Origin of the sequence: Fictibacillus norfolkensis (genome assembly GCF_014836645.1) — a bacterium.
Classification (GTDB): domain Bacteria; phylum Bacillota; class Bacilli; order Bacillales; family Fictibacillaceae; genus Fictibacillus; species Fictibacillus norfolkensis.
In genome coordinates, this window is the sequence record NZ_JACSQM010000001.1 from 305,856 (window position 1) to 329,791 (window position 23,936).

At 37.6% G+C, this 23,936-nt stretch carries 28 protein-coding genes and 3 riboswitches; of the genes, 10 read left to right on the plus strand and 18 right to left on the minus strand.

Annotated elements, in window-relative coordinates:
* The first annotated feature begins 3 nt into the window (after positions 1-3).
* Complete coding sequence (locus H9648_RS01485) at positions 4-1,161, plus strand: glycosyltransferase family 4 protein (RefSeq protein WP_191752018.1); 1,158 nt, start codon at positions 4-6, stop codon at positions 1,159-1,161.
* A gap of 294 nt (positions 1,162-1,455) precedes the next feature.
* Here the strand turns inward: H9648_RS01485 and metK are convergent, their stop codons facing one another.
* Entirely contained in the window at positions 1,456-2,661 is a 1,206-nt protein-coding gene (gene metK, locus H9648_RS01490; protein WP_191752019.1) for a methionine adenosyltransferase, read from the minus strand.
* A 164-nt stretch (positions 2,662-2,825) separates the two neighbouring features.
* A riboswitch (SAM riboswitch) is annotated at positions 2,826-2,956 on the minus strand.
* A gap of 261 nt (positions 2,957-3,217) precedes the next feature.
* Here metK and pckA point away from each other — a divergent pair.
* Positions 3,218-4,801 carry a phosphoenolpyruvate carboxykinase (ATP) gene (pckA, locus tag H9648_RS01495; RefSeq protein WP_191752020.1) on the plus strand — a complete coding sequence of 528 codons (1,584 nt, stop codon included), beginning with the start codon at positions 3,218-3,220 and terminating at the stop codon, positions 4,799-4,801.
* A gap of 79 nt (positions 4,802-4,880) precedes the next feature.
* On the opposite strand, the gene H9648_RS01500 is transcribed toward pckA, so the two are convergent.
* Positions 4,881-5,687, minus strand: a complete 807-nt coding sequence (locus tag H9648_RS01500) for an alpha/beta hydrolase family protein (protein WP_191752021.1) — start codon at positions 5,685-5,687, stop codon at positions 4,881-4,883.
* Between the two features lie 103 nt (positions 5,688-5,790).
* Here H9648_RS01500 and H9648_RS01505 point away from each other — a divergent pair, with 103 nt between their 5' ends.
* From H9648_RS01505 to H9648_RS01515, 3 genes are all read left to right on the plus strand, one after another.
* On the plus strand, positions 5,791-6,795 hold the full coding sequence (locus tag H9648_RS01505) for an ABC transporter substrate-binding protein (protein WP_191752022.1): 1,005 nt from the start codon (positions 5,791-5,793) through the stop codon (positions 6,793-6,795).
* Positions 6,796-6,915: 120 nt separating this feature from the next.
* Entirely contained in the window at positions 6,916-7,695 is a 780-nt protein-coding gene (locus H9648_RS01510; protein WP_191752023.1) for an ABC transporter ATP-binding protein, read from the plus strand.
* A complete protein-coding gene (locus H9648_RS01515) occupies positions 7,673-8,479 on the plus strand; it encodes an ABC transporter permease (protein WP_191752024.1) in 807 nt (268 codons plus the stop codon). Before H9648_RS01510 ends, H9648_RS01515 begins: the two co-directional genes overlap by 23 nt.
* Before the next feature lie 10 nt (positions 8,480-8,489).
* Here H9648_RS01515 and ytkD read toward each other — a convergent pair whose 3' ends face one another.
* The 3 genes from ytkD to H9648_RS01530 all read right to left on the minus strand — a co-directional run bounded on the left by ytkD (position 8,490) and on the right by H9648_RS01530 (position 10,075).
* Positions 8,490-8,969, minus strand: a complete 480-nt coding sequence (ytkD, locus tag H9648_RS01520) for an RNA deprotection pyrophosphohydrolase (protein WP_225218671.1) — start codon at positions 8,967-8,969, stop codon at positions 8,490-8,492.
* 186 nt (positions 8,970-9,155) lie between these two features.
* A complete protein-coding gene (locus H9648_RS01525) occupies positions 9,156-9,695 on the minus strand; it encodes a hypothetical protein (protein WP_191752025.1) in 540 nt (179 codons plus the stop codon).
* Positions 9,696-9,811: 116 nt separating this feature from the next.
* Positions 9,812-10,075: a holin gene (locus H9648_RS01530; protein WP_191752026.1), complete on the minus strand. Its 264-nt coding sequence runs from the start codon at positions 10,073-10,075 to the stop codon at positions 9,812-9,814.
* A 215-nt stretch (positions 10,076-10,290) separates the two neighbouring features.
* On the opposite strand from H9648_RS01530, the gene H9648_RS01535 reads away from it, so the two are divergent.
* Positions 10,291-10,503 (plus strand): hypothetical protein, encoded by a 213-nt coding sequence (locus H9648_RS01535; protein WP_191752027.1) that lies wholly within the window; start codon positions 10,291-10,293, stop codon positions 10,501-10,503.
* A 51-nt stretch (positions 10,504-10,554) separates the two neighbouring features.
* Here the strand turns inward: H9648_RS01535 and abbA are convergent, their stop codons facing one another.
* The 4 genes from abbA to H9648_RS01555 form a co-directional block, all read right to left on the minus strand.
* Positions 10,555-10,743: an antirepressor AbbA gene (gene abbA / locus H9648_RS01540; protein ID WP_191752028.1), complete on the minus strand. Its 189-nt coding sequence runs from the start codon at positions 10,741-10,743 to the stop codon at positions 10,555-10,557.
* Between the two features lie 92 nt (positions 10,744-10,835).
* Entirely contained in the window at positions 10,836-11,024 is a 189-nt protein-coding gene (locus tag H9648_RS01545; protein WP_144698458.1) for a hypothetical protein, read from the minus strand.
* A 44-nt stretch (positions 11,025-11,068) separates the two neighbouring features.
* Positions 11,069-11,150, minus strand: a riboswitch (cyclic di-GMP riboswitch).
* A gap of 127 nt (positions 11,151-11,277) precedes the next feature.
* Positions 11,278-11,466 carry a Fur-regulated basic protein FbpA gene (gene fbpA / locus H9648_RS01550; protein WP_186320457.1) on the minus strand — a complete coding sequence of 63 codons (189 nt, stop codon included), beginning with the start codon at positions 11,464-11,466 and terminating at the stop codon, positions 11,278-11,280.
* Between the two features lie 125 nt (positions 11,467-11,591).
* Positions 11,592-11,756, minus strand: coding sequence for a hypothetical protein (locus tag H9648_RS01555; RefSeq protein WP_153237601.1), 165 nt, complete (start codon positions 11,754-11,756; stop codon positions 11,592-11,594).
* Positions 11,757-11,924: 168 nt separating this feature from the next.
* Between H9648_RS01555 and H9648_RS01560 the strand changes: the two genes are divergently transcribed.
* Complete coding sequence (locus H9648_RS01560; RefSeq protein ID WP_191752029.1) at positions 11,925-12,500, plus strand: DNA-3-methyladenine glycosylase; 576 nt, start codon at positions 11,925-11,927, stop codon at positions 12,498-12,500.
* Here the strand turns inward: H9648_RS01560 and H9648_RS01565 are convergent.
* Positions 12,497-13,186: a hypothetical protein gene (locus H9648_RS01565; protein ID WP_191752030.1), complete on the minus strand. Its 690-nt coding sequence runs from the start codon at positions 13,184-13,186 to the stop codon at positions 12,497-12,499. The two genes, H9648_RS01560 and H9648_RS01565, sit on opposite strands and share 4 nt — an antisense overlap.
* Before the next feature lie 156 nt (positions 13,187-13,342).
* Positions 13,343-14,578: a dicarboxylate/amino acid:cation symporter gene (locus H9648_RS01570; protein ID WP_191752031.1), complete on the minus strand. Its 1,236-nt coding sequence runs from the start codon at positions 14,576-14,578 to the stop codon at positions 13,343-13,345.
* 168 nt (positions 14,579-14,746) lie between these two features.
* A riboswitch (cyclic di-AMP (ydaO/yuaA leader) is annotated at positions 14,747-14,913 on the minus strand.
* 177 nt (positions 14,914-15,090) lie between these two features.
* Here H9648_RS01570 and H9648_RS01575 point away from each other — a divergent pair.
* Positions 15,091-15,285, plus strand: a complete 195-nt coding sequence (locus tag H9648_RS01575; RefSeq protein ID WP_144698448.1) for a hypothetical protein — start codon at positions 15,091-15,093, stop codon at positions 15,283-15,285.
* A gap of 374 nt (positions 15,286-15,659) precedes the next feature.
* On the opposite strand, the gene H9648_RS01580 is transcribed toward H9648_RS01575, so the two are convergent.
* The 5 genes from H9648_RS01580 to H9648_RS01600 form a co-directional block, all read right to left on the minus strand.
* Complete coding sequence (locus tag H9648_RS01580; protein WP_191752032.1) at positions 15,660-16,373, minus strand: ABC transporter ATP-binding protein; 714 nt, start codon at positions 16,371-16,373, stop codon at positions 15,660-15,662.
* A complete protein-coding gene (locus tag H9648_RS01585; protein ID WP_191752033.1) occupies positions 16,373-18,016 on the minus strand; it encodes an ABC transporter permease in 1,644 nt (547 codons plus the stop codon). The genes H9648_RS01580 and H9648_RS01585 overlap by 1 nt, the downstream gene beginning before the upstream one ends.
* A 94-nt stretch (positions 18,017-18,110) precedes the next feature.
* Complete coding sequence (locus H9648_RS01590) at positions 18,111-19,193, minus strand: Fe(3+) ABC transporter substrate-binding protein (RefSeq protein ID WP_191752034.1); 1,083 nt, start codon at positions 19,191-19,193, stop codon at positions 18,111-18,113.
* A 638-nt stretch (positions 19,194-19,831) separates the two neighbouring features.
* Positions 19,832-20,572 (minus strand): GDSL-type esterase/lipase family protein, encoded by a 741-nt coding sequence (locus H9648_RS01595; RefSeq protein ID WP_191752035.1) that lies wholly within the window; start codon positions 20,570-20,572, stop codon positions 19,832-19,834.
* A gap of 74 nt (positions 20,573-20,646) precedes the next feature.
* On the minus strand, positions 20,647-20,805 hold the full coding sequence (locus H9648_RS01600; RefSeq protein WP_191752036.1) for a hypothetical protein: 159 nt from the start codon (positions 20,803-20,805) through the stop codon (positions 20,647-20,649).
* 134 nt (positions 20,806-20,939) lie between these two features.
* On the opposite strand from H9648_RS01600, the gene H9648_RS01605 reads away from it, so the two are divergent.
* Entirely contained in the window at positions 20,940-21,641 is a 702-nt protein-coding gene (locus H9648_RS01605) for a TrkA C-terminal domain-containing protein (protein WP_191752037.1), read from the plus strand.
* Positions 21,642-21,748: 107 nt separating this feature from the next.
* Here the strand turns inward: H9648_RS01605 and H9648_RS01610 are convergent, their stop codons facing one another.
* Together H9648_RS01610 and H9648_RS01615 are read right to left on the minus strand one after the other, a co-directional pair.
* A complete protein-coding gene (locus tag H9648_RS01610) occupies positions 21,749-21,976 on the minus strand; it encodes a hypothetical protein (protein WP_191752038.1) in 228 nt (75 codons plus the stop codon).
* Between the two features lie 223 nt (positions 21,977-22,199).
* On the minus strand, positions 22,200-22,844 hold the full coding sequence (locus tag H9648_RS01615) for a 3'-5' exonuclease (RefSeq protein WP_191752039.1): 645 nt from the start codon (positions 22,842-22,844) through the stop codon (positions 22,200-22,202).
* Positions 22,845-23,232: 388 nt separating this feature from the next.
* On the opposite strand from H9648_RS01615, the gene H9648_RS01620 reads away from it, so the two are divergent.
* Positions 23,233-23,898 (plus strand): hypothetical protein, encoded by a 666-nt coding sequence (locus H9648_RS01620; protein ID WP_191752040.1) that lies wholly within the window; start codon positions 23,233-23,235, stop codon positions 23,896-23,898.
* Positions 23,899-23,936: the final 38 nt, after the last annotated feature.

The window sequence follows — 23,936 nt, forward strand, 5'->3', positions numbered from 1 at the left end:
GAAATGAAGCTTGCTCTTTTTTCTGATACGTTCCATCCACAAATTAATGGAGTTGCTCGTACATTAAAAAGATTTACGAGTTACCTAGAAACCAATGGAGTTGAATATAAAGTTATCATGCCTTCTTTTGAAGAGCATCAAGAAACAGAATGCAAACAATATTATGCGATGAAAAGCCTGCCACTCTTTCTATATCCGGAGTGCAGGCTTGCTATACCGCAATTTAAAGCCTTGAACGAAGAACTGAATAAATTTAGACCTGATCTCCTTCATATTGCTACTCCTTTTAATATTGGCCTGTTCGGAATGAGATACGGAAAAAGAGAAAACATTCCAATGGTTGCCTCCTATCATACACATTTTGACCGCTACCTTGCTTACTACCATCTAGATTTCCTTTCCCACTTGCTCTGGCGTTATCTGCAATGGTTTCATAAACCTTTTGAAAAGATATTTGTTCCAAGCGAAGAAACACGGAAGATTTTATACACAAAAAACTTTAACAATATTGAAATATGGTCCAGAGGAGTTGACTGTATGATGTTCACACCTCAAAATCGTGATTACCAGGTCCGGGAAAAGTATAATATTACACAAAAGTATATCTTCTTGTTCGTGGGAAGATTAGCACCCGAAAAGGATTTAAACATTCTGAAAGAAATGATAGATAAACTGCCACCATCCTTGAGCGAAAATGTACATTGGCTGATTGTGGGTGATGGCCCATGTCGACGTGATGTCGAACAGTGGGAAACAGAATATAACCATGTAACATGTGCAGGGTATCTATCTGGAGATGAACTTGCAAGAGTTTATGCTACAGCCGATCTTTTCGTCTTCCCCTCTTCTACAGAGACGTTCGGCAATGTTGTTCTAGAAGCTGCTGCATCTGGTTTGCCTGCTATCGTGTCTGATTCTGGCGGAGTAGCTGAAATTGTTCAAGACGGTGTAACGGGTAGAATCTGTAAAGCTAGGGAAGCTGAATCATTCATACAAAATATCGTTTCTATTATGGAAGATCCTATGCTCTTAAGTTCTATGAAACTAAAAGCAAGAAATTATGCGATGACTCAATCTTGGTCAGCTATCTTTGGGAATCTTTTGATGCAGTATGAAGAAGTTATTTATATGAAAAGTAAAAATAAAACGATCATTGCTTAATAGGCGCAGGATAATATGATACGAAAGTAAATAGCAATTCATTTTATTTATAGTTTTATATATTTTGCATCCCTCTGATGAACATTATCGGTTCAGATGTTTACCAGAGGGATACATAAGTATTTTATACGAGGTAATCACAATTTTATCCGTAAATAATGTACATTTATCCGTAAAACTAACGATTAATTCCGTACATAAAATTTTTTATCCGATTTTCGACAATCTATCCTTTAAACTGATAGAACATTAAAAAAACCAGACTCCCAAAAGGAAGTCTGGTTTAACATGTCATTAAATATTTGCTTGTTTCTTAAGCTCTGCAGCTTTATCTGTATTCTCCCAAGGAAGGTTGATGTCAGTACGTCCAAAGTGACCGTATGCAGCAGTTTGCTTGTAGATCGGACGGCGAAGATCAAGCATCTTAATGATTCCAGCCGGACGAAGATCGAAGTTGTTGCGAACCAACTCAACAAGAACTTCTTCAGAAACTTTGCCTGTTTCAAACGTGTTAACAGCGATTGATACGGGTTGAGCAACACCGATTGCATAAGCAAGCTGTACTTCAACTTTATCAGCAAGACCTGATGCTACGATGTTTTTTGCAACATAACGAGCAGCATAAGCAGCAGAACGGTCAACTTTAGTTGCGTCCTTACCAGAGAATGCACCACCACCGTGACGAGCATATCCACCGTAAGTATCTACGATGATTTTACGGCCAGTAAGACCTGCATCACCTTGAGGTCCGCCGATTACGAAACGGCCCGTTGGGTTAATGAAGTATTTTGTGTTCTCGTCGATCAGTTCAGCAGGAACAACCGGCGTGATTACTTTTTCTTTGATGTCTCTTTGAATTTCTTCAAGCGTGTTCTCAGGGTGATGCTGAGTAGAAATTACGATTGTATCGATGCGAACAGGCTTATCGTTTTCATCATATTCAACCGTTACTTGAGTTTTTCCATCTGGACGCAAGTAAGGAATCTCTTCAGACTTACGAACCTCTGTAAGACGGCGAGATAATTTATGAGCTAGTGAGATTGGAAGAGGCATAAGCTCTTCTGTTTCGTTACAAGCATATCCGAACATTAGACCTTGGTCACCTGCACCGATTGCTTCGATCTCAGCATCTGTCATAGAACCTTCTCTTGCTTCAAGAGCTTGGTCAACACCCATTGCGATGTCAGCAGATTGCTCATCGATAGAAGTTAATACTGCACACGTTTCAGCATCAAAACCATATTTTGCACGGTCATAACCGATCTCTTTAATTGTCTCACGAACAACTTTTGGGATATCTACATAAGTAGAAGTTGTGATCTCACCTGCAACAAGTACAAGACCTGTAGTGACAGAAGTTTCACATGCTACACGAGCATTTGCATCATTAGCTAAAATTTCATCTAGAATCGCATCTGAGATTTGGTCACAGATTTTATCTGGATGGCCTTCTGTAACGGATTCTGATGTAAATAAACGACGACTAACTTTTTTGGACAAGTTAATATCCTCCCTTTAACTGCTTTTCAGTATGATACGGTACTTTATTCTTATCTATTTTACACAGTTTATGTTCTTAACCCGAAAAAGGCATAAAAAAAGCCCTTCCCTGTTTCACATACATTCACGAGGGAAAAGGTTTCTAAAACCATAATGCCTTCAACCTCTTATCGTCCAAGGTTATTTTCACCTTGCAGGTTAGCACCTTTTCATTTCTAGTGGCGTTGTGTTTACCACTTTCATGTCGGTTGCTGGGTTTCATAGGGCCTGTCCCTCCACCTACTCAGAATAAGAGTAGCCGTTCTCGAAATATGATAGCGCAATGCTTCCCCTGTGTCAATAGAAAACCCTATGAATAGCCATAAGTTTGGAGTATTATATTCTATAGAATGAAAGCGTTTTAAATAAGATGGCTATTTCGCATAATTTTGTTCTTTTTTTAGTAAGTAAGAACTTTTTTGATGCACTTTCATAAAATAGTATACATTATTTAATTCAATGTGTTATACTAATTTTCGAATATATCACTCTAGGATAAAGGATGGTACTGTCTCATATGAATACTTTGGAATTTACGACAACCTTAAACGATCTTGTGACCCGTGAAACAACTCACCAGAACTTACCTGTTCCGGTTTTAGTAGAAAAATCTCTTCAGCGCAACGAGGGCATCCTTACATCCACAGGAGCACTTCAAGCTACAACGGGGAAATATACAGGCCGTTCCCCTGAGGATAAATTTATCGTTGAAGATGCTTCCATTAAAGATTCAATTGATTGGGGAAAGGTTAATAAACCATTTTCACCAGAAAACTTTGATAAATTATACAAAAAAGTTCTCCAATACTTAGGGAATAAAGAAGAACTATTCGTGTTTAAAGGGTTTGCTGGCGCAGACCGCGAGTATCGCCTTCCTATCCAAGTTATTAATGAGTATGCATGGCATAACCTTTTTGCTCACCAGATGTTTGTACGTCCCAACCACGATGAGCTAGGCTCTCATGAATCGCAATTCACAGTGATTTCAGCACCAGGATTCCAAGCTAATCCGGCTGAAGATGGAACAAATTCTGAGACGTTTATTATCGTTTCTTTCGAGAAGAAAATTGTTCTGATCGGTGGAACTGAATATGCAGGTGAAATTAAAAAATCTGTATTTTCTGTTATGAACTACATTCTTCCTGAAAAAGGCATCCTGTCTATGCACTGCTCTGCAAACGTTGGGAATGAAGGAGATGTAGCTTTATTCTTCGGACTTTCTGGAACTGGAAAAACTACATTATCAGCTGATCCGAATCGTCGCTTGATTGGGGATGATGAGCATGGTTGGGCTAACACTGGAGTCTTCAATATTGAAGGTGGATGTTATGCAAAAACAATCGATCTATCGAAAGAAAAAGAACCACAAATCTGGAATGCGATTCGTTTTGGAAGCGTTTTAGAGAATGTCATGATCGACCCTGCAACGAGAGAAGCTGACTATAAAGATTCATCATTAACTGAAAACACACGTGCAGCTTATCCTGTCGATGCTATTCCAAATATTATTCAACCAAGTGTTGCCGGACACCCAAACACGATCATCTTCTTAACAGCTGATGCATTCGGTGTATTGCCTCCAATCAGCAAACTTACTAAAGAACAAGCGATGTATCATTTCTTATCAGGATACACGAGCAAACTTGCAGGAACAGAAAGAGGCGTAACATCACCACAAGCTACGTTCTCAACATGTTTCGGTGCACCATTCCTGCCACTACCTGCTACCGTTTACGCTGAGATGCTCGGAAAGAAAATCGATCAGCACAACGTTCAGGTTTATCTTGTTAACACAGGCTGGTCTGGTGGAGAGTATGGGATCGGAAGCCGTATGAATCTAGGCCACACACGTGCTATGGTGCAGGCTGCTCTAGAAGGCGAACTTGCTTCTGTTGAAACAGTCGTTGATCCTATATTTGGGCTTCATATTCCAACACACTGCCCTGGTGTACCAGATCAAGTTCTTCAGCCGAAGAAAACGTGGAGTGATCAAGACGCTTATGACGTTAAGGCGAAAGAGCTTGCTAACCAATTTAATGCGAACTTTGAAAAATTCAAATCTGTTTCAGCTGAAATTTCTCAAGCTGGACCGCTCGTTTAATACAATGAATAGTGACCTTCCATTCTAGCAATGGAAGGTTTTTTTATATTTATTAAATATGTGTGTATTAGTAAAGGAGCTAAAATCTCATTTCAGCTCCTTTTCCATGTCCTTTCATCCATTCACACAAAGCATATGTAATCTTTCTGTTCTCTTTTGGCGGAAAATAATGTGTGTATTCTGGATAGATCCATGTTTCGCATGGTTTTCCGAGCTCTTTTAGTATTGCTTCAATCTTAATGGTATGCTCTACACTTACGTTTTCATCCTTCATGCCATGAATGCAAAGTAGTGGTGTATCTAAATCTTCACAATAGTTTAACGGGGATCTCCATTCAAATTCATCTGGATATTTCTCTGGAGTTCCCCCGATAACTCTCTTCATCATCCTCCTCAGATCTTCTCTCTCGTCATATGTGATCGCCATGTCAGTCACACCGCCCCATGTTACGACAGAACGAATTTCCGGATATTTCATAGCGGTAAATAAGGCCATAGGACCGCCTCGAGAAAAGCCAAACACATGAATGTCCTCAGGATCTACTTTAGGAAACTGCTTTAATACCTCAAAAGCGGCAAAAGCATCAGTTCGATCTTCTCCTGCAAAATCTTCGTTGCCTTCTCCCCCTTGATTTCCTCGATAATAGGGGGCCATGACAACAAAACCTTGTGAAGCAAACTGGATGATTCTAGCAATTCTGACCATGCCAACGGACTTGATTCCGCCTCTAAGATAAAGAAAGCCTGGAAACGGCCCTTTTCCTTCTGGTAAAGCTGCTAGTCCTTTTATTTTCAATCCATCATTTAAATACGTGACTACATACAAGCGAATGGTAGGATGTGGTGAAGGAAATCGCTGCCACTCTATCATTTTTGCTTTTTTCATTCCTACACTCCTTTATTTTTGTGGGCAAACACATATTTGCACCAATCACATACATTATTACATAAAAGTCATGACTTCATCCCTATGTGCAGGAGGATTCAATATGAAATATTTCAAAAGAAAACTAATGATACTTTTCACTTGTTTACTAGCTTTCTCCATTCTGTTGGCAGGCTGCAATACCTCTAGCCCTAAAAAAGAAAAAATTAGAATCGCAGAAGTAACACGATCTATTTTTTATGCTCCACAATATGTTGCCATTGAAAAAGGCTTTTTTAAGGAAGAAGGTTTAGATGTAGAGCTGACTACGACATGGGGCGGCGATAAAACGATGACAGCTTTGTTGTCTGATGGCGCAGACGTAGCACTCGTTGGTTCTGAAACAACAATCTATGTACATGCACAAGAATCGACTGACCCTGTTATTAACTTTGCTCAGCTCACACAGACGGATGGTACTTTCTTAGTGGCAAGAAAGAAACCGGAATTCTTTTCATGGGATCAGCTAAAAGGCAGTACTTTCTTGGGCCAGCGTAAAGGCGGCATGCCACAGATGGCAGGTGAGTTTGGTATAAAGAAACACGGAATTGATCCCAAGAACGATCTAACCATGATTCAAAATATTGATTTTGCTAATATTGCAAACGCATTTGCTTCTGGAACAGGAGATTATGTTCAATTATTTGAACCACAAGCAAGTTTATTTGAACAAGAAGGAATCGGACACATTGTTGCTTCGTTCGGCGCTGAGTCTGGGAAGATTCCTTATACAACCTTTATGACGAAACAGAGCTATATAAAAGAAAATAAAGAAACATTAGAGAAATTTACAAAAGGCTTATACAAAGCACAGTTATGGGTAGAGAACCACTCCGCAAAAGAGATCGCAAAAGTTATCGCACCTTATTTTGAAGATACCCCTGTTGAACTTATTGAAACCGTTGTGGATCGATATAAAAGTCAGCACAGTTTCGCTCTAAATCCAATATTAGATGAAGAAGAGTGGAACAACTTACAAACCATTATGGATGAAGCGGGCGAACTTCCGAAGAAAGTGGATTATAACATTCTTGTTGATACTTCAATAGCAAAGAAAGCCATCAAGTAAAAGAACAGACGGCTCTGCATACAATAAAGCTACCATTGTGAGCTTCTTGTCGGACATTGACACGAGAAGCTTTACAGGTGGTTGTTTGAAGTGCAAATTCAAAATCAGGAGGGGATCGTCGTGGCTTTATTACAACTAAAATCTGTCGGGCAAACATACTTTTCAAAAACGTCTGCCACAACGGCCTTAGAAGATATTTCGCTTTCTGTACAAGAAGGCGAATTTATATCCTTACTAGGACCGAGCGGGTGCGGTAAATCCACACTTTTATCTATGATCGCAGGTCTACTCACTCCAACGGTCGGAACGGTAACGGTGAATAACCAACTGGTTACATCTCCGCATCCAAAAATCGGTTACATGCTTCAGCAAGATTATTTGTTTCCATGGAAAACGATTCGAGATAACATAACGCTTGGTTTGAAACTGAGGAATCAACATTCATTGGAAAACGTTCAAGCAGCAGTGAAACTTCTCAAAGAGATCGGATTAGATCATATATTAACCAAATATCCTTCAGAACTTTCTGGAGGCATGAGGCAGAGAGTGGCTCTCGTTCGAACACTCGCCACACAGCCCAAGATCCTTTTACTCGATGAACCTTTCTCAGCACTCGATTACCAAACAAAGTTAAAGCTTGAAGATCTCGTATCCTCAACTCTAAGAGAACATGGAAAAACAGCTATCTTAGTTACACATGATATCGGTGAGGCCATCGCGATGAGTGATACCGTTATCTTGTTATCAACTAATCCTGGACGTATTTTCAGGACATTTAAGATGCCTGAAAAATTAAGGACTCTCCCTCCCTTTGAAGCTCGTCAGCATCCTGATTTTTCTGCAACCTTTCAGCAAATATGGGAGGAGTTGGAGCACATTGAACAAAACGATAAAGAGTAAGATACACCAGGAATATCTAGAATCGATAAAAAAAGAAAATCGAAATATCCGCCTTGTTCAGCTTTTTATTTTTATCAGCTTTTTCTTGTTATGGGAAATTTCATCTCTACGAGGCTGGATCAATCCATTATTATTTAGTTCTCCAACGAAAATAGGATCTCTTTTTATGGAAAAGGTCGGTGATGGTTCACTTTATATCCACGTTTTTTTTACGCTAGGTGAGACTGTACTCGGATTCATATTAGGTACGCTGTTAGGAACTTTACTTGCCGCTCTTCTGTGGTGGTCACCATTTCTATCTAAAGTTCTTGATCCATACCTAGTGGTCTTAAACGCCATGCCGAAAGTGGCGTTAGGACCTATTTTAATCGTTGCCATCGGTCCGAACTTTGGTTCAATCATTGCAATGGGAATCTTAATCTCAATCATCATTACGACCCTCGTCGTATACACAGCGTTTCAAAATGTGGATGCCAACTACATTAAAGTGGTTCGATCTTTCGGAGGCAATAAAAAACAGTGCTTTAAGGAGGTTATCCTTCCAGCCTGTTTTCCGAATATCATATCTTCTTTAAAAGTAAATGTAGGGTTGTCGTGGGTTGGTGTTATCGTAGGCGAGTTTCTCGTTTCAAAACAAGGTTTAGGGTACATGATCATCTACGGATTCCAAGTCTTTAACTTCACACTCGTCCTGATGAGCCTCTTGATCATTGCTGTAATGGCTACCGTAATGTATCAAGGAGTCGAATGGCTTGAACGGAAACTCATTAAACACCGTTTATAATCCTTCATTATTAGGCCAGGGAATGCAGAAGAGCGTACTTCATACTCTCTTTTAGCACCTGGTCTTTCATCATAAAGCTAAACGACTTATCCGTGGAAACATCTTCAGGCAACTCACTCATTAATACAGGTCCATTCGTTTCAAAATAACGATGCTTTAAAAGAATCTTATCTACAGTGGCTACATAAATATTCTTAATGATCTTTCCGCCTTTTCCATCAACAAAGTACTGACCAATATATTTAAGATCTGATACTCTTCCACCCGTCTCTTCAAAGACTTCCCGAACGGCTGCTTCATCTGCTGTTTCTCCAGGTTCTACCTTTCCACCAGGAAACTCAATTCCACGTCTCGGATGCTCAGTCAGCAACCATTGATCTTTAAATTTACACAAACACCACACGTGTTTTGGCGTATCCGAAAAGGGGTGGTCTGAAAACGACAATTGTACAGTGTTGTTATAAAAATCTTTAAACGTAATTATATCCATCACACTACTCCATCTCGACTGTTTCCTTTATTGTAAAGTTCACAACATTTAAAGTCCATTTGTTTTAATTGCAACTCTCTAAACGTACGCTCTCTCTTAGAGCTATCAACTTCCTCTTCCTATTATGTAACAATCCTAGTTTATTCAATCTAATCGTAAAAAAACATGGGTGGTAAAACCCATGTTTTAATCTACTGATGCAAATGTAATAATCCATTTTCCGTTCAGGTACTCATATCCTAAAGTAATATCATATGAGCCATATAGATCAGAGTCATTTTTTTGATGAACTCTATAAGAATGATCTGAGAGCTGTTTGATCATTACAGGTTCACTTTCTTCTAGCCATGGTGGAAGTTCAGTAGGAATGATGTATAGCGAACTTTCTCGTTCCTCAAATAAACCATCCGTATAATATGCAGCTAGATCTTTAGACACAAAATTCGTTAAATATGTCATATATTCTTCTTTATTAGAATAATTTAAAACCCTATAGTTTTCATCCGTTTCTTGCTTTAGTGCTTCAATAAAGAGATGCGCCTGTTTCTTCGCGATATCCTCCGTAAATACAGGGACAGCATGTTTTTCTTTCGTTTCTTCAGCCGTTACTGGCTGAGTAATAAGTTTATCCGAAGTACCCGACTTCTCTTGAACGTTTTCAGGAATGTTAGGGACAATGATGAATGATAGCATAACAGCCAAACATAGTGCTAGAAAAGCTTTCATGACATTTCACCGCCTGACATTGTTTTCTTACTATAATCTATTCACTGATTTCAAAATTCTAAACCCTTTTTAAGTAATCATTGAAAATGGTTTCATAAAAGATCAGACTAAACTCACTAACTTGCTTTTTTATATTTTCTACTTTTCTTACCGATCTCATACAATCCAGTTGCGGCTAACCCCGCTATTCCTCCAGACCATAATCTGAGTTGTACATTCATGTCTGTAACGGGAGCAGCTAACAATCCGATAAGCAATCCAACAAAAAAGCTAACAATGGGTATATATTTTTTCGGAATCGGGAAAGTACGTTTTAAGAGCTCCATCATTGCTGTCACCAAAGGAGCTAATAGTGTTGAAAACATGAGTACTTGCTCCAACAGGACCACCCCCCATTTCTTAAGCACAACCTTCCTTATAGTAACTTAAAGATTCAAGCTTCATAACTTATTTCCTGCCAAATTAAAAAAATTACTTTTTGTCCTAAGCGTTATATAACAGTTTGCATAAAATAAAGTGCCATGATTTTTTTCGGTTATTTTATTGAAATGAGTCAATACTATTGGTAATGAAAGGCAAGACAGGAGTGAGTTTTATGGTAAAAGGCGACGATCTTTTTTTAATACGCTTAGAATCAAACGAAATTTCATGGTGGGAGTATGCAAGGAATGTTTCACCCGTTTCCAGACCAAAGCAATATCTAACGTATTGGTCATTCTTAAAAAATAGAGGCAAGTTACCTAGAAGGTTAGTAAAAGAAGCGGAATGGCGCATGGAAGCTAGAAGAAAGGGCTTACTAGATACATGATACTTAACTAAAAGAAGCAAAAGACTCTAAGAGAGCCTTTTGCTTTATTTTTTAATTATGTAATTTTTTTATAAGTCCGTTCAATCTTCGTACTTTTGACTCATAACCTGGCTTAAGCTCATATTCTAAATCCTTTAGTTCAGAATCAACCACTTCATAAGCATACCCTTGACTCAACAATGCTTCAATTAACAATTCTTTCTCTTCATCTGTAAGGTTTGCTTTCACATTAGTAGACAATTGTTAATCCCCCTCTCGTGTATGCATCCATTATAACGTGGGGTTTCAGTGTTTATCCTTACTAAAAATTTGGAAATTTTCAAATTTAGCATTCAACTTGTAATAAACACCCAGGCAATCGCACCTAATATGATTAGAATATTTGTAAAAACATCTATGATTCTGTTATCTTTCTTCTTAAGTTTGTTTCCAGTAAAAAATAGTAAAAGCGCAATAAAAAAAATCGTTGCAAAATAAAATCCAATCGCTGACCATGAAAAAAATAATAAGTGCTGTTCCAATGATATCCCCCCTACATCATTTCATAAACCGAAGGATAATTTCGTAAGGTAGCTGGCTGGCATATATCTAATGAAGCCCCTATAGCTTTGCGTCCTCACTTTTCAATGAGTTTGCCTTTATCAAACGATTTATGGCAGTTTGTCTTAACGATTGCGATACAAAAATACTACACAAGACATTCTTCCTATTTATAGGTATATTATATCAAAAAATAGTTAATAAGACTTATTATTTTTTTACTATTTAAAATATTTAACTTATGTGATTTTCTTGATCGATAAACTGAGCATTTTTCCACTCTAACTCTAGTTCACTTAATGTAAAATCAGTTAGATATCTATGATCTTCATATCCATATAAACCTTTATGGATAAGATGTTGAATAAGTCGTTGTTTACGTCCTTCAACCGCTCTTCGCAGTTGTCCTTTATGAGAATCCATATAAAATCTGCTCCTTTTTGTGGTTATTGTTGTTAACTATTCTATCCACATAAAAGAAGATTCAAGCTTATAAGTATACAAAAAAGTTCCTTTAAAAAGTAAAGGAACTTTCAACAAAATTTGTTCTAGTGTAAGACAGATTTACTCCATTGTTCATAAACCGAATTAGGGGCATTCCAGCATAGCCAGGAAACCATGGTTTTTATTCCATGTTGACTTACTTCCCAGTACTCCCAGCGTCGTTTGGAGAGATTTTCATAAATTCCTGTTTCATTCACCCAACCGTCCATATCAAACGCCTCCCATTCATCTGCTTTATAAAAATTTCTTTTTTCTTCTGCAATTTCCTCTTTTTTAGGGTTTGTAAAACTTCGACAAAAGGAAACATAATTTTACATAAGCCTGTTGTTATTGTACATATAAAATAAAGATGTCATACATCATTAGGGAGATGAAAAATGAATTTATGGGAATTACCCACACTTGATCTAGCAAAAGAACTTCTAGGTATGAAATTGATTCATGACGATGATAAAGGAACAACCTCTGGATACATCGTGGAGACAGAAGCCTATCTAGGACCTGAAGATCGAGCGGCTCATTCCTATAACAATCGAAGAACGGCTAGAACAGAAGTGATGTACGATGAAGCAGGTACAATTTACACCTATTTTATTTATGGGATGCATGTTTGCTTTAATATCGTTTCAGGCCCTGTTAATAAACCAGAAGCGATTCTCATTAGAGCTCTTCAACCAATTGAAGGAATAGAAGAAATGAAAGAAAGAAGAGTGAGAGCAAAGACTGAGATTCAGCTCACAAATGGTCCTGGCAAACTGAGTAAAGCGATGGGATTCACATTAAGTGATAATGGTAAGAAAATGAATGAAGAAAATATAAGAATTGAAGAAGGAATTGAATTAGGAGTGCATGAAATCAGCTCAGGTCCTCGTATAGGCATACAATATGCCGAGGAAGCGGTTCATTATCCTTATCGGTTCTGGATAAAAAACAACCCTTACGTATCTCGTTAATACGCAGGGTTGTTTTCTTTGTTCGTCGAAACTGCAGCGTCCTTTTCCTGCATGTAATCAACCGTTGAAGTCCGATTAGTCTCTTGCATCCACACAAGGTGATGGTACGTTTGTTTTTTCATAGAAACGTATTTTGCTTGCATAATGAACAACCAGAAAAGGATGAACAGCGTTGTTTTCAATACATTTTCCGCAGTAAGCGCAGCCGCCTCGATCGGTAGAACATTCACTGAAATACTTGAAAGCAATCCAATCACAACAGCTCCCAAAATGAACAATGGCTGGTTCGTACGTAAAAATTTCAGTCGATGCTGCAAGTAATTCTGGATGGATACACGTTCTTGAGCATTGAACTGGAGGTATCTGCTTTTAGCTGATTTGGCATTGGCCACTAAACCTTTAGATCGATCTTTCTTCCAAAGGGATTTCATAAACAGAGTGAATTCTATATCACTAGCGGGTTCGTTATTCATTTTTCTGTGAATAAAATTATGAGCTTGATAGTAAGTAATTGCGTTCTGTACAAGCCTTAGTAATACGTAGCCTGTAATGATCGTGAGTGAAAAGACAAACCAAAAAGAGGTCATCGCGCTCTCTGTTAACTCGATGACAGGATTAATAACGGTTTGAATCTGTACCCATATGATCTTTGCTGCAAGCGTTAGTATCTCTAGCCATTTTTCCAAGAAGATCACTCCGAAATTTCATTATGTATCTTCTTATTTTACCATGATTTTGCACCTGTGCTTACATTTATTTACTCAACATTTGTAAACTAGGGAAATCGGCATACAAAAAGGCCGCAGGTAAATGTATCCACCGCGGTCTTTTAACGCAATTATTTATGCACTAACTTCTTGTTCACGAGTTCCAAGATGTTTGTCTTCACCTTTATCAACGATTACAGCACAAGCAGCATCACCAGTGATGTTAACAGCTGTTCTAAGCATATCAAGAAGTCTATCAACACCTAGGATTAAGGCAATACCTTCGACTGGTAATCCTACAGAGTTCAATACCATTGCTAACATGATCAATCCAACTCCAGGAACACCAGCTGTACCGATACTAGCAAGCACTGCCGTTAAAATAACAGTAAGCATCTGTGTTAATCCTAAGTTAACATCGTATACTTGTGCGATAAAAATCGTCGCTACACCTTGCATGATAGCTGTTCCATCCATGTTAATCGTTGCACCAAGGGGCTGTACAAACCCACTGATCGATTTTCGAACCCCTAAATTCTCTTGAGCTGTTTTCATTGAGATCGGAAGAGTTGCATTCGAACTAGACGTACTAAATCCAACAGACATTGCCGGCGCGAATCCCTTAAAGAACCAGAGCGGGCTCTTCTTTGCGAATAAAGCAATCGAACCTCCATACGCGACAACAGAGTGGATGAATAACGCTAAGATAACTACGCTCATATATAAGCCCATCGCTTTGATGGCATCCATACCTTGACTACCAACTGCTGAAGCAATCAATGCAAAAGCACCATATGGAGCAAATTTCATAATCAGGTTTACAAGATACATCATAATATCGTTACCTTGTTCAATTAGATCCATTATACCTTTTGTTTTGCTGCCTAACATCGTTAGAGCAAATCCTACAAACACGGAGAATGCAATAATTTGAAGCATATTTCCTTCTGCCATTGCTTGAATTGGATTAGTAGGAATAATGTTCAGCAAAGTATCTGTTACTGCAGGTGCTTCTTGTTGTTCAAACTTAGCACCTTCCGTTTTAAAGTCCCCTACACCTGGTTTAAAGACAAGTGCTAAAGCCATTGCGATAATAATCGCAATCGTGGTAGTTCCTAAGAAATAACCAACTGTTTTGGCACCCACTCTTCCAAGTTTCTTCGGATCACCTAGTCCTGCCGTTCCAAGTACGATAGAGAAGAACACGATCGGAACAACTAACATTTTAATAAGGTTTAAGAATAATGTCCCTACTGGCTTTAAAACATATTTGTCCAGTGTTGAGAAAGCATCAGGCACGGCTAGATTAAGAATGAGACCAGCAACAACCCCAAGTGCAAGAGCAATTAAAATTTTTGTAGATAATTTCATAATAAAGTACCCCCTTTGTTAAAATCTTCTCACTATTTAGTGTGCAGTACGTTGAAGAAATTTTATACTAATACATGCCCTATTTGTTGCATATAAAAACCCACCGAAAATAGAGAGGATTTTCCGTGGGAATACACCGCAACACATAGACTGAGCCCATGCATAGAGTTCTCTCTCCAAAAACGCTTACGAGGTTAGCTGTCGGATTAGGAAATTGAGAGTTGTCCCTTTTGTGTATGCACAAATTCATCCCGAGGCTTTATAAGCCATATCGTGGTTCCCCCGCTTCAAAATATTCTATAGAATAGAACATCCGAATTCAGCGAATCATATATAATATGCTCTAATTTTATCAACATACATAAATTCTTGTCAAGAATACTTGCTATGCTTATTTATTCCAATTAATTGTTTCATGATGAATGTTTTTCCATATTCTCACTTCTACCCCATAATCATGTGAGAAAAAACGAATTATGTATAAGGTTCTATTTTTCAGGGAGGTATTGTAAATGAAAATCGTATTTTATGAAAAAGGTGAATTAAGTATTATCGTTGGAGCATCAAAACTTAAAGGTGAACTTACGATTGAACAAATAAAGAACGAAAGCGAAAAAAAAGCAAAAGAACTAGGTGAATTACTAGGACGGGAAATCGGATTCTTAATCGACATGAACGGTAAATTAGATACTCAATTCAAAAAATAAGGCTTTTTTTAAACTTTGTTGTTTTTGTAAGTGCGGATTTCCGTTTCATGCTGCTCGCTTTCCATGGGGCAGGCGGTGAGCCACATTCGTACGTTTCACTTTTAAGTGTCTCACCTATCTAGTTGCAGTGGCTAGCCTCTCGAGGTCAAAAGTTAAATGGCTCAGAAGACAAAGTGCGCCTTCAAATCCATTCACCTTTTCTTATCGAGGCTGAACGAGCCGCTTCCGCTTTTCGGACTGCCCGCCTGTCCCATAGGAGTCTCGCAACTTCCACTCCAATCAACAGTCAAAGAGGTAAATACTAAAAGATTTAAAAACACAATCTTTTAGTAAACAGCCAAAAATAAAAACCGGGATATCCCGGTTTTTATTTTTTATACGTATGCTAGTGATAACTTTTCTTTATTCTTCTGCAAAACCATTTCAGGACGCCCTTCATCCTGAATCTTTCCATTGTTCATCAGTATGATTCGGTCACCTATGGCACGAGCATCTTCTTCATCATGAGTTACAAAAATAGAAGTGATTCCAGTACGTTTTAAAATTTCCTGCAATTCATCACGAATCTGTAATTGAAGCTTAGAATCGAGATTGCTAAAAGGCTCGTCAAACATAATCAAAGATGGGTTTGGAGCCATAGCCCTTGCTAGTGCAACACGCTGCTGCTGACCGCCGCTCAATTCATAAGGATATCGAGAAGCATAGTCCTCCATGCCTACAATAGCCAATAATTCTTCCATTCGTGCTTGTTTCTGTTTACGATTCATTTTTGTTAAGCCAAATTTGATGTTCTTTTCAACTGTCATATGAGGGAACAAAGCATAATCTTGAAAAACTAGACCCACTCCACGTTTTTCCGGCTGAACAAAACGGAAGTTATCGTTCATGACTGCCTGATCGATCTGTATCGACCCTTTTGATGGCACTTCTAGCCCTGCTATAAGACGAAGTAACGTACTTTTCCCACTCCCGCTTTCTCCTAAGATCACTGAAACTTCTCCCTGCTTAAAGCTGAGAGATAGGTTTTCAAACAGTGGTTTTTGCGAATTTTTGTAATGAAAAGTTAAGTTTTTGATTTGAACAAACATTATTTTGGCTCCTTTTCTAAAACTCTGTGTAAAAAGAAGATTGAAAGTGCACTTATACAAATAATTACCATTGATGAAACAGCGGCTTCATGAATACGTTCATCACTTGCATATTGAAATGTTTTCGTAGCCAACGTATAGAAATTAAAAGGCTGCAGGATAAGAGTAAGAGGCAGCTCTTTTAAAATATCTACGAAAACAAGGATGAAACCACCAGCAATCGCACCTTTGATCATTTTGATATCAACTTTAAAAAACGTCTTTGTTACTGACATCCCTAATGTTCTTGAAGCTTCTGTAAAAACTGTTCCTACTTTATCAAAACCTGATTCGATCGAGTTAAAACCAACAGCAAGAAATCGAACAACATAAGCAAAGATCAGCATACTAATACTGAGGCTTAGTACAAGGGTTGGCTCTAGTCCAAACCATTCGTACAAGGTTATTACCTTTTCATCTAGTGCGAGGAATAATGTAAGGACGCCTATAGCAATTACAGCTCCAGGAATCGAATAGCCTAAAACCGTAATTTTGGAAAACAGCTTCCCGATCCAGCCCTTCGAAAGACGGCTAAAGTTGGCGATGATTAAGGCGACGATAATAATAAAAACTGAACCTATAGCAGCAACAAAGACTGAGTTCCAAATCAAATCAGCGAATGCAGCACTTAAGATCACATCATAAGTCATATACACCCATTGTAAAAGCTGAATAAAAGGAATGGCGAAAGCTAGAGCAAATAAAGAGATAAAAAAAGATAGCACAGCGACCTTTTTCAAGCCTTTAAGTTCTTTAGGTTGTAACGGACGGACTTTTGAAGTGGAATAGCTATACTGCTTCCTGCCCCTTATTACTTTTTCTAAGATCAAAATCAAAACTACGATAAACATCAGAGTACCCGCTAGCTTGATAGCCGAATAGATGTCTCCCATTCCAAACCAAGCTTGAAATATGGCTGTACTAAACGTTTGAATACCAAAATATTTAACTACTCCGTAATCGTTAAAGACTTCAAGAATAACAAGACTAACGCCACCAACGATCGCTGCACGTGACACAGGAAGCACAACTTGTATAAACGTCATGAACGATCCTTTTCCTAACAAACGTGCATTCTCAATCAGTGATGATGACTGATTTTCTAAGAAACTTCTTGTGATGATATATACATACGGATAAAGAAACATCGTAAAGATGAAAACAGCACCCGGGATGTTCATGATGTCGAAATACTTCTGATCTACTTTTATACCAAACTGGTTCCTTAATGTCGTCTGAATGACTCCCGTATAATTTAAAATTCCATGGTACGTATAGGCTCCAATGTATGGCGGGATCGCAAGAGGGAGTATGAGACCCCATTTAAAGAAACGATGCATGGGAACTTTATATGCAGAAACGAGCCAAGCCGTACTTACACCGATCAACACTGTGAAAAAGCCTGTAAAACTGACAAGTGTAACAGAATTCACGATATAATTTTTCAACATGTATTCTTTAATGTGTTCCCAGTTCTCGTTACTCTCAGCAAATAACTGAATCATGATGAGCAAAGCCGGCAAAAGGATTAAAGTAGAAAAAATCACACTTAGCAAAGCCCAACTATTTAACTGTGATCTCATTTTTCGAATTAAATACAACATCTTCACCTTCTTTACTCATCAGCATTGTTCTCGGTTGTTTGTTTGACATGGAATTAGCCGTATCACAAATCGTGATACGGCAAGATATTAACGTTTATTTCCAGCTAACTTCATTCATAATTTTAACAGCATCTGCATTGTTTTCACCTAGCTCAGAAAGGTTAAGATCCTGTTCTTTAAAGTTACCCCAAGATTTTAAGAGCTCTGAAGGTTCAACATCTTTATTAACCGGATACTCGTAGTTTGCTTCAGCAAATACTTCTTGAACTTTAGGACTAGACAGATATTCCATTAGTTCAATAGCATTCTCTTTGTTCTTAGCGTGTTTCGTAACACCTATACCACTAATATTAATGTGAGTACCTGTTGTTTCTTGGTTAGGGAAAAATACGCTTAGCTGTTTAGCAACTTTCACTTCTTCAGGATCTTCTGAGTTCAGCATCTGACCAAAATAATAAGAGTTCATGATGGCAACATCACCTTCACCTGCAACGATACCCTTCGCTTGGTCACGATCACCGCCTTGAGGATCACGAGCCATATTGTTAACGATTCCTTCTGCCCATTTCTTCGCTTCATCTTTTCCATTTAATGAAATAAATGAAGATACTAATGATTGATTGTAGATGTTTTCAGACGAACGGATCAGTACTTTCCCTTTCCATTTGTCTTCAGTTAATGCTTCATAAGTAGATAGTTCTGACTGATCAACTTTTTTCTTATCGTATACGATGACACGTGCACGCTTTGTAAGACCAAACCATTGATTATCTTTATCTCTTAAATTCTCTGGAATGTTTTTATTCAATGTATCACTTTCAACACTTTGCAGAAGGTCCTTATCTTTTGCCCAGTGTAAACGACCAGCATCAGATGTGAAGAATAGATCTCCTTTTGTTGCTTTTCCTTCTCTAGAAAGACGTTCGATCAATTCATCATCTTCACCTTTAATAAGGTTGACTTTAATACCAGTTTCTTTTGTAAAATCAGCAAAGATTTTATCATCAACGTCATAATGACGACTTGTATATAAATTTACTTCTCCGCTTTTCTTCTCTTCTTTTTTTGCATCGGTGTTGCTTGAACTAGCACCCTCGTTAGATTTACCACAGCCAGCTAAGACTAAAGCAGCTAGTAGGACCATTACAACAGCAGTGAAAATATTCTTTTTAAACATATGTCAGTTACCCCTTCTATGTATAAGTAATTGAAAACGATTATCAACTCCACTTCTAATTATAATGATAATCATTCTCAAGTCAATCGTTTTTAAAAAGTTTTTTTAATAGATTACTGCTATTAATTCCTTACCTCCGTTGACAGTTGATTGGAATGGAATGTTCGCGATTCCTCGCCTGCCCCAAGGAAAACCGAGCACCTGAAATAAACTTCTTCCAAAGAGCAAGCAAGTTTATGACAACAGCGTTTTAAAACGCTCTTTTCTTATAAGATTGTTGCTTTGAACTGTCACCTTTGAAAATTGATTGGAGTGGAAGGTGCGAGACTCCTACGGGATAGGCGGGCAGTCCGAAAAGCGGAAGTGGCTCGTTCAGCCTTGACAAGCAAAAGGTGAATGGATTTGAAGGCGCACTTTGCCTTCTGAGCCATTTAACTTTTGACCTCGAGAGGCTAGCCACTGCAACTAGACAGGTGAGACACTTATACGTGAAACGTACGAATGTGGCTCACCGCCTGCCCCGTGGAAAGCGAGCAGCCTGGAACGGAGATCAACACTTCCAAAAGCAACAAAGTTTACGACAACAACCTTTTTAAAAGAAATAAAAAAATCTCTTAGAAGTATCAGCTTCTAAGAGATCATTCCTGGTTTAAAGGCTTCCATTGGTTGTAAACCCAGTTTCCTAATCTGTTATATCCTCTTCTATTTGGATGGATAGAATCAGAAAAATACAGTTCTTTCTCCACGTTTTCATAAAGTTCAAAGGTGGAAATGTATTTTGTAAGCGTGCTTTCTTTGCTTGCCTCAACAATTGCCTCGTTCCAGGACTTAATACTGTCTGCAGCTGTTGGATCGTATTCTTTTCCAAAATAAGGATTATATAGACCTAATACATAGACTGGCGCGAACGAATTGTTTTCACGCACGACTGTCAGTGTTTTACTTAAGTTATTTCTTAATTTTTCTTTTCCAAGTACTAATTTTTGTTGAGGCAACTGTCGAAAGTTCCAACCTGCCGCCTTGCGAAAATCATTGGTACCAATAAAAACAAAGATATGATCCGCTTGTCTTAATGATTTGATCACGACTCCATTATCCAATTGTCTTAACAATTGGTCGGAACGCTGTCCACTGATGCCAAAATTATTAATGATTACATTCCTGCCTGTTTGCTGCTGAATATTTCTTTTAACGATTCCAATATATCCTGTTTTGGATGGGTCACCAACTCCGTACGTTAATGAGTCTCCAAGGGCAACGACCTTTAGGGTTTGTGTATCGCTCGCCCCTTCTGTTTCTCCATAAAATTGAAAGATAAGGAATAGTATGAGGGCTAGTCCTGTACCACCAATCAACCATCTTTTTGATACTTTCCGCACATCAAGTCCTCGATTCTAGTTATTGTTATCTTACTTTTTACCATAACGAGGGAAAATATCAAGTAATGAATGTGTTATTTCAAACGATAATCTTCCGATGTAAGCGATGTATCTTCCCAGAGATTCTCTTGATCATAATGATAAGAATCTTTTTTCATAAATGTATGAATCAACATAGCAACTCCTCCACACAATAGGCTTGCAGGCACTAAGGTAATTAGAAATCCTGTCATATACATCCCTCCTGTACCAAAACTATATGAGGGGCTATAAATGTTTATGAAACGAATAAAATATTTTTATTTCCTCTATATAAATAGAAAATAAGGGTATACAGGTAAAGAAGAATTTTAATGGAGGTGCCTTTGTGGGTTTTTTATTCACTCTGCTTTATTTTGCAATCATTGGAATAGTAATTGAAATCAACGTGCTATTATTCACGTTAACCGGATTAAAAAAAGAAATTGCTCGCTTCCAAGTCATCTCAATGTTTACTGCTACAGGTTTTACGACCGGGGAATCTGAATTGATATTGGAGCATCCAGTACGCAGACGTTTAAGTACGTTTCTCATTTTGTTCGGAGTCTTTTCATTAGCGGTTATCATCTCATCGATAAGCAACATCTTATCCGATGAATTTCGCTCGATTGAGCTAGGGATCATTATTTTAGCACTCATTAGTCTTTATTTAATCTTAACTATACCGAAACTAAAGAAATATATGAAAAAAACCTTCGAAAGTCATATGGAAAAAAGTTACAACCTTGCAGATCTTCCATTAAGAGATGTTATGTATTTTGAAGAAGATGATGTTGTTGTCGAACTTCCCATTCATAAGGATTCAAAGATTATGGGAAAAAAATTAAAAGATGTTATACAAGTAGATGACGATTTACTTGTACTATTCATTAAACGAGGAGATGTAACAGTAAGAAAGGATAGTTACACAACAGAAATTCAAGAAGGTGACATGTTGTTCTTATATGGTCACCAAAGTTCTCTTCGAGAAAGATTTAAAAATGAGATGAAAGAATTAAAATCAAAAAAAGAAGTTGAGGATTCAAATTAGAAGTGATTATTCACTTCTTTTTTTCATTAATACCCCCAGAGAACAAAAATGATGGGCGAAATAAACTTAAGTAGTAAAAAAGAACCTCTTTTTGAAGAGATTCTTCATTAACCAACTTCTCTAACTGTATTTGGTACAAATGATAACAATAAGGAAATAATATTATTAATTTGCTCAGGTGTTATATGTATACCATCGTTTGCTAACAGTTCTTCTTTTAGCTTGATTATTGAATCTACTTCCTCAAGGCTTGCATCCGTCAAGCAATGATCGATCGTGTTCAAAAGTTCTAATAACTGATTGTTTTTATTGGTTATGTAATATGTAGTCTCCACCAACAAACACCCCCTACTACTAACTATTATTATCGAAACTAAGGTCATTTTCCTACAAAAACAATTCGTCAAATGACGACATATCTTACTTTTTATGGATTTTACCCTATAATACCTACAGTTTTATGTCGAAGGAAGTCGAAGGAACAGGAAATTAGTCCTATCTTGGCTGTAACAGTTAACCATTTGCATTGCAAAGTTTACATTTAAAACTAAAATTATTTTAGTTAAATAACTTTGACAAAGAAGCGAATGGCGATTCATTTACTTCAGACTTCGTTTTATATACTAACTTTTCAGGTTCAAAAAGCTTTGATTCTAAGAAAGAAGTCGGGTTCTTAACAAATTTGACCTTCTGATAAATTTTAATAAGAATTTTGGCTGTGTTGATTGCATCGTCTAGCGCTCTATGTTTTGAACCTTCATAAACGAGCTCCATCGCTTGAAGAGCGCGTGACAGACCATATCGAAATCCTTTTTCACTATCATGAAGGATACTGAAATGGAATTGCAGATCATTATGATTGATAATCCAATCCGTGTTTGCTTTATGAAATGTTGAATCAGTGATCAGTGCCCACTTATCTTCTGGTCCCCAAGAACAAAGATAATATTCTTCTACGCCAATCCAGGATCTGAAATTTTCAATAGCCTCTGTATAAACAGGAGCAGAAATCAAATCTTTTTTGGTGATACCAGTTAGATTTGTAATTCGTGTATTCAACTTATCCATTTTAGGTTGAACGAATGATTGAAACGTATCCAGAATTTTAAGTTCACCATCAACTTCGACCATTCGAATGGCACCAATCTCAATAATCTCTGAGAGCCGGTTTGTCATTTCTAAATCATACACAATATACTGCATCCTATTCCACCTGCCCTTTCGCATTCATGCCTTTAAATGGATGTCTACCATATATTGTAGTTGATTTGTTAACAAAATGAAATAATACTCCATGCATTCGACTGATAATGAGTTCTTTAATAAAAGCCTTGCAGAGCGCCCCCAGTGAAAAGATAGGCACGAGATGTAATCAACTACTTTCGAAACAACATAAAAGCAATAACAGCTTTTCATACTGATAAATGTGTATATCCTTATTTTATGAAAATAAGGTATTTAAATGTCATTCTATTCTGAAAAGGATATAAGTTTCTTCATCTGCCAAACTTTTCATTTTCAATTTTTGTACTCTTTTGTTAACATTGGAAGTGTCTGTTTAACAATATGAACTACATAATGAGGGAGTATCATGAAAAAACTTATAACGCTATTGCTTATAATTGGGTTACTAACTGTAACAGCTTGTTCAAAGGATACGAAACAAAATGAACAAGGAGCTTCAGAAACAAAAGCAGAGAAGGAAGAATCTACTGATAATTCCACATCTGATCCAGAAAAAGAAGATTCAAAAGCAACTGAGACAACAACAACTGAAGATGAAAACAGCACTGCAGAAGGTGAAGCAGAAAATAATGATAGTGAACAAACGGATTATCTAACTAGCGAGCATCAATTTGTTGCTAGTGAACTAACAAATTCTTCCGAAAAACAAATAAGCGACAGATGGGGTAAACCAACCCGCTCTGAAAAGATTCAGTTCCGCTACTCAGGCACGACTGAATTCGTTCCCGCTATCGTAAACTACTATCAGAATGATAAGTATGCGGTAACATTTGTGGAAGGAAAAGCAGCTCGTCTTGTTTATTCTGTAATAGATGAAGAAATTATGTTTAATGATGAAGAGATGACTAGAGCACTTGAACTTGCTGGTCTACCTGTAGATGTTGAAGAAACAACGGACACAGACACAGCTTATGTGTACAACGACCTTGGTAATGTATATGAAGTTACGATGTTCTCAAAAGGTGAATTCGTAGATTACTTATACATCATCTTAGATGAAGCATACAAATAGACTTCTTGTTGACGGCAACTCTCTTAAAATGGGGCATT

Excerpts from the sequence above, each read along its gene's own strand:
- H9648_RS01570 (WP_191752031.1), bottom strand. The coding sequence starts at position 14,578 with ATGAAATTATCTACAAAAATTTTAATTGCTCTTGCACTTGGGGTTGTT.
- H9648_RS01620 (WP_191752040.1), top strand. The coding sequence starts at position 23,233 with ATGAAAAAACTTATAACGCTATTGCTTATAATTGGGTTACTAACTGTA.
- H9648_RS01505 (WP_191752022.1), top strand. The coding sequence starts at position 5,791 with ATGAAATATTTCAAAAGAAAACTAATGATACTTTTCACTTGTTTACTA.
- H9648_RS01525 (WP_191752025.1), bottom strand. The coding sequence starts at position 9,695 with ATGAAAGCTTTTCTAGCACTATGTTTGGCTGTTATGCTATCATTCATC.
- pckA (WP_191752020.1), top strand. The coding sequence starts at position 3,218 with ATGAATACTTTGGAATTTACGACAACCTTAAACGATCTTGTGACCCGT.
- ytkD (WP_225218671.1), bottom strand. The coding sequence starts at position 8,969 with ATGGATATAATTACGTTTAAAGATTTTTATAACAACACTGTACAATTG.
- H9648_RS01485 (WP_191752018.1), top strand. The coding sequence starts at position 4 with ATGAAGCTTGCTCTTTTTTCTGATACGTTCCATCCACAAATTAATGGA.
- H9648_RS01555 (WP_153237601.1), bottom strand. The coding sequence starts at position 11,756 with ATGGACGGTTGGGTGAATGAAACAGGAATTTATGAAAATCTCTCCAAA.
- H9648_RS01615 (WP_191752039.1), bottom strand. The coding sequence starts at position 22,844 with ATGCAGTATATTGTGTATGATTTAGAAATGACAAACCGGCTCTCAGAG.
- H9648_RS01535 (WP_191752027.1), top strand. The coding sequence starts at position 10,291 with ATGGTAAAAGGCGACGATCTTTTTTTAATACGCTTAGAATCAAACGAA.
- H9648_RS01585 (WP_191752033.1), bottom strand. The coding sequence starts at position 18,016 with ATGTTGTATTTAATTCGAAAAATGAGATCACAGTTAAATAGTTGGGCT.
- fbpA (WP_186320457.1), bottom strand. The coding sequence starts at position 11,466 with ATGGATTCTCATAAAGGACAACTGCGAAGAGCGGTTGAAGGACGTAAA.
- H9648_RS01600 (WP_191752036.1), bottom strand. The coding sequence starts at position 20,805 with ATGACAGGATTTCTAATTACCTTAGTGCCTGCAAGCCTATTGTGTGGA.
- H9648_RS01560 (WP_191752029.1), top strand. The coding sequence starts at position 11,925 with ATGAATTTATGGGAATTACCCACACTTGATCTAGCAAAAGAACTTCTA.
- H9648_RS01500 (WP_191752021.1), bottom strand. The coding sequence starts at position 5,687 with ATGAAAAAAGCAAAAATGATAGAGTGGCAGCGATTTCCTTCACCACAT.
- H9648_RS01575 (WP_144698448.1), top strand. The coding sequence starts at position 15,091 with ATGAAAATCGTATTTTATGAAAAAGGTGAATTAAGTATTATCGTTGGA.
- H9648_RS01590 (WP_191752034.1), bottom strand. The coding sequence starts at position 19,193 with ATGTTTAAAAAGAATATTTTCACTGCTGTTGTAATGGTCCTACTAGCT.
- H9648_RS01580 (WP_191752032.1), bottom strand. The coding sequence starts at position 16,373 with ATGTTTGTTCAAATCAAAAACTTAACTTTTCATTACAAAAATTCGCAA.